The 5,602-nt window shown below is 52.9% G+C and carries 3 tRNA genes and 3 rRNA genes; all 6 read right to left on the bottom strand.

Annotation, left to right across the window (positions count from 1 at the left end):
- The 6 genes from D6851_RS17365 to D6851_RS17340 all read right to left on the bottom strand — a co-directional run bounded on the left by D6851_RS17365 (position 1) and on the right by D6851_RS17340 (position 5,325).
- Positions 1-77, bottom strand: a tRNA-Met gene (locus D6851_RS17365).
- Between the two features lie 100 nt (positions 78-177).
- Positions 178-292 (bottom strand): 5S ribosomal RNA (gene rrf / locus D6851_RS17360).
- A 105-nt stretch (positions 293-397) separates the two neighbouring features.
- Positions 398-3,190: ribosomal RNA gene (locus D6851_RS17355) — 23S ribosomal RNA — on the bottom strand.
- A 283-nt stretch (positions 3,191-3,473) separates the two neighbouring features.
- Positions 3,474-3,549: transfer RNA gene (locus D6851_RS17350), tRNA-Ala, on the bottom strand.
- Positions 3,550-3,565: 16 nt separating this feature from the next.
- Positions 3,566-3,642: transfer RNA gene (locus D6851_RS17345), tRNA-Ile, on the bottom strand.
- A gap of 194 nt (positions 3,643-3,836) precedes the next feature.
- Positions 3,837-5,325: ribosomal RNA gene (locus D6851_RS17340) — 16S ribosomal RNA — on the bottom strand.
- The 16S, 23S and 5S rRNA genes sit together here with 3 tRNA genes alongside, the layout of an rRNA operon.
- Between the last annotated feature and the right edge of the window lie 277 nt (positions 5,326-5,602).

Genomic DNA, 5,602 nt, shown 5'->3' with positions numbered 1-5,602 from the left:
TGGTTGCGGGGGCAGGATTTGAACCTGCGACCTTCAGGTTATGAGCCTGACGAGCTACCGGACTGCTCCACCCCGCGCTGGGTGTCTGTGTTGTTACAGACGCAAAAGCCGCCGCTCGGAGTGATCCGGCAGCGGCTTTTTGATTGATTGTGATGGGTTTTATCCGCAGGCGACAATGCCTGGCGACGACCTACTCTTCCAACGCTTGAGCGTTAGTACCATTGGCGCGGTCTGGTTTCACGGCCGAGTTCGAGATGGGATCGGGTGGGTCACAGACGCTATGGTCACCAAGCAATGTGGCCTGCGGATGTTATATATATATATCGAAGTCTGGCTGTGTTTAAGTCCGCCCCTGGACATGGTCTGCTGAGCAGGCCTGTCGTTGATGGCGGGGTTCATCAAGCATGAACAGAGTTATTAGGACCGGTTAGCTTCACGTGTTACCACGCTTCCACACCCGGCCTATCAACGTGATGGTCTATCACGACTCGAAGATACCTAATCTCAAGGGAGGCTTCCCGCTTAGATGCTTTCAGCGGTTATCCCGTCCATACATAGCTACCCTGCGGCACCCTTGGCAGGATGACAGGTACACCAGAGGTATGTTCACCCCGGTCCTCTCGTACTAGGGGCAACTCCTTTCAAGTATCGACGCCCACGGCAGATAGGGACCAAACTGTCTCGCGACGTTCTGAACCCAGCTCACGTACCACTTTAATTGGCGAACAGCCAAACCCTTGGGACCTGCTCCAGCCCCAGGATGTGATGAGCCGACATCGAGGTGCCAAACGATTCCGTCGATATGAGCTCTTGGGAATCATCAGCCTGTTATCCCCGGCGTACCTTTTATCCGTTGAGCGATGGCCCTTCCACGAGGGACCACCGGATCACTATGACCGACTTTCGTCTCTGCTCGACCTGTCGGTCTCGCAGTCAGGCAGGCTTATGCCATTGCACTCTTGCAGCCGGTTTCCAACCGGCCTGAGCCTACCATCGCGCGCCTCCGTTACTCTTTAGGAGGCGACCGCCCCAGTCAAACTACCCGCCACAGAGGGTCCCAGTACCGGCTAACGGTACGTAGTTAGACATCAGAAAACAGCAGGGTGGTATTTCACCTATGGCTCCACATCAACTGGCGTCAATGTTTCAAAGCCTCCCACCTATGCTACACAACTCTTTCCTAATGCCACTCTGAAGCTGCAGTAAAGGTGCACGGGGTCTTTCCGTCTAACCGCGGGTACTCCGCATCTTCACGGAGAATTCAATTTCGCTGAGCATATCCTGGAGACAGTGGGGAAGTCGTTACGCCATTCGTGCAGGTCGGAACTTACCCGACAAGGAATTTCGCTACCTTAGGACCGTTATAGTTACGGCCGCCGTTTACTCGGGCTTCAATTCGGAGCTTGCACTCCTCCTCTTAACCTTCGAGCACCGGGCAGGCGTCAGACCCTATACGTCGTCTTGAAGCCGACTTAGCAGAGTCCTGTGTTTTTGATAAACAGTCGCTACCCCCTGGCCTGTGCCCCCTGCCAAAAGTTGCCTTAAGACAGGGCCTCCTTCTTCCGAAGGTACGGAGGCAATTTGCCGAGTTCCTTCAGGATACTTCTCTCAAGCGCCTTGGTATACTCTACCTGACCACCTGTGTCGGTTTCGGGTACGGTCTATATGAAGAGGCTATTTCCCGGGACGGCATGGCTGCCCGATCAATCCGATAAGATCGAACAACTTCCGCAATCCGTCACACATCTTCAGGCCCACGAATATTAACGTGGTTCCCATCGACTACCCCCTTCGGGCTCGTCTTAGGGGCCGGCTCACCCTACGCTGATTAGCATTGCGTAGGAACCCTTGGTCTTTCGGCGAGAGGGCATCTCACCCTCTTTATCGCTACTCATGTCAGCATTCGCACTTCCGATACGTCCACCCTCGGTTACCCTCGAGCTTCACTCGCTTACGGAACGCTCCGCTACCGCTCAGAATAAATTCTGAACCCTAAGCTTCGGTGCATCACTTTAGCCCCGATACATTTTCGCCGCAGGAACCCTTATTTAGACCAGTGAGCTGTTACGCTTTCTTTAAAGGATGGCTGCTTCTAAGCCAACCTCCTGGTTGTTTTGGGGTTCCCACATGCTTTCCCACTTAGTGATGACTTGGGGACCTTAGCTGTAGGTTAGGGCTGTTTCCCTTTTGACGACGGACCTTAGCACCCGCCGTCTGTCTGCCGGATAAGACTCGATGGTATTCGGAGTTTGGTTAGGTTTGGTACAGCTCGCGCCGCCCTAGCCCATCCAGTGCTCTACCCCCATCGGCATACATCCGACGCTCTACCTCAATAGATTTCGCGGAGAACCAGCTATTTCCCGGCTTGATTGGCCTTTCACCCCTAAACACAACTCATCCGAGCATTTTTCAACATGCAACGGTTCGGACCTCCAGTGCGTGTTACCGCACCTTCATCCTGGTCATGCCTAGATCGCCGGGTTTCGGGTCTAATCCAACATACTCAATTCGCCCTGTTCAGACTCGCTTTCGCTGCGCCTACACCTATCGGCTTAAGCTTGCATGTTAGATTAAGTCACTGACCCATTATGCAAGAGGTACGCTGTCACTCCCTAAAGAAGCTCCAACTGCTTGTAAGCATTCGGTTTCAGGTACTGTTTCACTCCCCTAATCGGGGTGCTTTTCACCTTTCCCTCACGGTACTTGTTCACTATCGGTCATGTACGAGTATTTAGGCTTGGAGGGTGGTCCCCCCATGTTCAGACAGAATTTCACGTGTTCCGCCCTACTCGAGACTTTGCACATCATTTTCGCTTACGGGGCTGTCACCCGCTATGGCCACTCTTTCCAAAGTGTTCTGCTAATTGAATGCAAAGTACTGGCCTGGTCCCGGTTCGCTCGCCACTACTACGGGAATCTCGGTTGATGTCTTTTCCTCCGGGTACTGAGATGTTTCAGTTCTCCGGGTTCGCTTCACCAAAGCTATATATTCACTAAGGTGATACCTTTTCCACCTCGCTCACCCGATGATCGCTCATCGAACGAGAGAAATGGTGAAGGTGGGTTGCCCCATTCGGAAATCGCCGGATCAAAGTTTGCTCACAACTCCCCGACGCTTATCGCAGCGTGCCACGTCCTTCGTCGCCTGTACATGCCAAGGCATCCACCAAATGCTCTTACCTCACGCTTGAGAACCCGCACCATCAACGACAGGCCTGCATAAAACCTGCCGCATCCATTCTGGTGCGGACTTAATCTCAGCCAGACAATATAATATCTGTTGTGTCACACAGCTCATCCGGTCCGTAAACCAGACAATCCATGCGCCACGGCATCGATATAAAACCCATTCACAATGTCAAAGATCGCAAAGAAGTTACCCTTCCTTGCTAGCGGCAACATATCAAAAATATGCTCCCGAATATGATGTTCCATCCACCAGAGATAATCCACACGTCACCAACACCCAAAACTGGTGGAGCCTATCGGGATCGAACCGATGACCCCCTGCTTGCAAAGCAGGTGCTCTCCCAGCTGAGCTAAGGCCCCGCAGTTGTCAGAGAAATGGTGGGCCGAGCTGGACTCGAACCAGCGACCTTACGCTTATCAGGCGTACGCTCTAACCACCTGAGCTACCGGCCCATCCTTACCCTGAACGGCCCAAGGGCCGCAGGGCACGAAAGCCAGCTCAGATGCTGCCACACAACCACACAGACAATACCATGCGATCTGTAACAATCTCCAGTGATGAAAGGACATGAGGACGACGGCAATGTTCTTTGAAAAAGTGCGAAGCCCTTCCGGCCAATAACCGGCGCTTTCGAACTATTCCTTAGAAAGGAGGTGATCCAGCCGCAGGTTCCCCTACGGCTACCTTGTTACGACTTCACCCCAGTCGCTGATCCCACCGTGGTCGCCTGTCTCCCTTGCGGGTTAACGCAGCGCCTTCGGGTGAAACCAACTCCCATGGTGTGACGGGCGGTGTGTACAAGGCCTGGGAACGTATTCACCGCGGCATGCTGATCCGCGATTACTAGCGATTCCGCCTTCATGCTCTCGAGTTGCAGAGAACAATCCGAACTGAGACGGTTTTTGGAGATTAGCTTGCCCTCGCGGGTTAGCTGCCCACTGTCACCGCCATTGTAGCACGTGTGTAGCCCAGCGTGTAAGGGCCATGAGGACTTGACGTCATCCCCACCTTCCTCCGGCTTATCACCGGCAGTTTCCTTAGAGTGCCCAACTAAATGATGGCAACTAAGGATGAGGGTTGCGCTCGTTGCGGGACTTAACCCAACATCTCACGACACGAGCTGACGACAGCCATGCAGCACCTGTCACCGATCCAGCCGAACTGAAGGAATCCATCTCTGAAAACCAAAATCGGGATGTCAAACGCTGGTAAGGTTCTGCGCGTTGCTTCGAATTAAACCACATGCTCCACCGCTTGTGCAGGCCCCCGTCAATTCCTTTGAGTTTTAATCTTGCGACCGTACTCCCCAGGCGGATAACTTAATGCGTTAGCTGCGCCACCCAAGTTCCATGAACCCGGACAGCTAGTTATCATCGTTTACGGTGTGGACTACCAGGGTATCTAATCCTGTTTGCTCCCCACACTTTCGCACCTCAGCGTCAATACCTGTCCAGCGAGTCGCCTTCGCCACTGGTGTTCTTCCGAATATCTACGAATTTCACCTCTACACTCGGAATTCCACTCGCCTCTCCAGGATTCTAGTCTACCAGTTTCAAGGGCAGTTCCGGGGTTGAGCCCCGGGATTTCACCCCTGACTTGGTAAACCGCCTACGCGCGCTTTACGCCCAGTAATTCCGAACAACGCTAGCTCCCTCCGTATTACCGCGGCTGCTGGCACGGAGTTAGCCGGAGCTTATTCTCCAGGTACTGTCATTATCATCCCTGGTAAAAGAGCTTTACAACCCTAAGGCCTTCATCACTCACGCGGCATTGCTGGATCAGGGTTTCCCCCATTGTCCAATATTCCCCACTGCTGCCTCCCGTAGGAGTCTGGGCCGTGTCTCAGTCCCAGTGTGGCTGATCATCCTCTCAGACCAGCTATAGATCGTCGGCTTGGTAGGCCTTTACCCCACCAACTACCTAATCTAACGCGGGCCCATCCAAAGGCGATAAATCTTTGGTCCGAAGACATTATCCGGTATTAGCAGTCATTTCTAACTGTTATTCCGAACCTAAGGGCAGGTTCCCACGCGTTACGCACCCGTGCGCCACTAAGTCCGAAGACTTCGTTCGACTTGCATGTGTTAGGCATGCCGCCAGCGTTCGTTCTGAGCCAGGATCAAACTCTCAAGTTTGAGTTCATCAATATATCAACCAGCATAAACCAGCCAATATACCAACGTTCAAGGAGCCATTACCTGCACATCAAACGTAATGGATACGAAGGACATATATAGGTAACGACTTAATAATACCGGTTGCCAGAGCCTTAAAACCCCCGGACCGGACGCCGTCGCCCACATGTCCCTTCATCATATAACTACAATGTCAAAGATCACACCAATACAAAAACAGAAAAATAATCCCCGAAATTCCTCCCGGAGGACCAATATCCCGTTCCTGTTGGCGACC

This window comes from Altericroceibacterium spongiae (assembly GCF_003610805.1).
Lineage (GTDB): Bacteria > Pseudomonadota > Alphaproteobacteria > Sphingomonadales > Sphingomonadaceae > Altericroceibacterium > Altericroceibacterium spongiae.
Note: the sequence above shows the minus strand (reverse complement) of the source record. Positions and strands in the feature narration are given on the sequence as shown.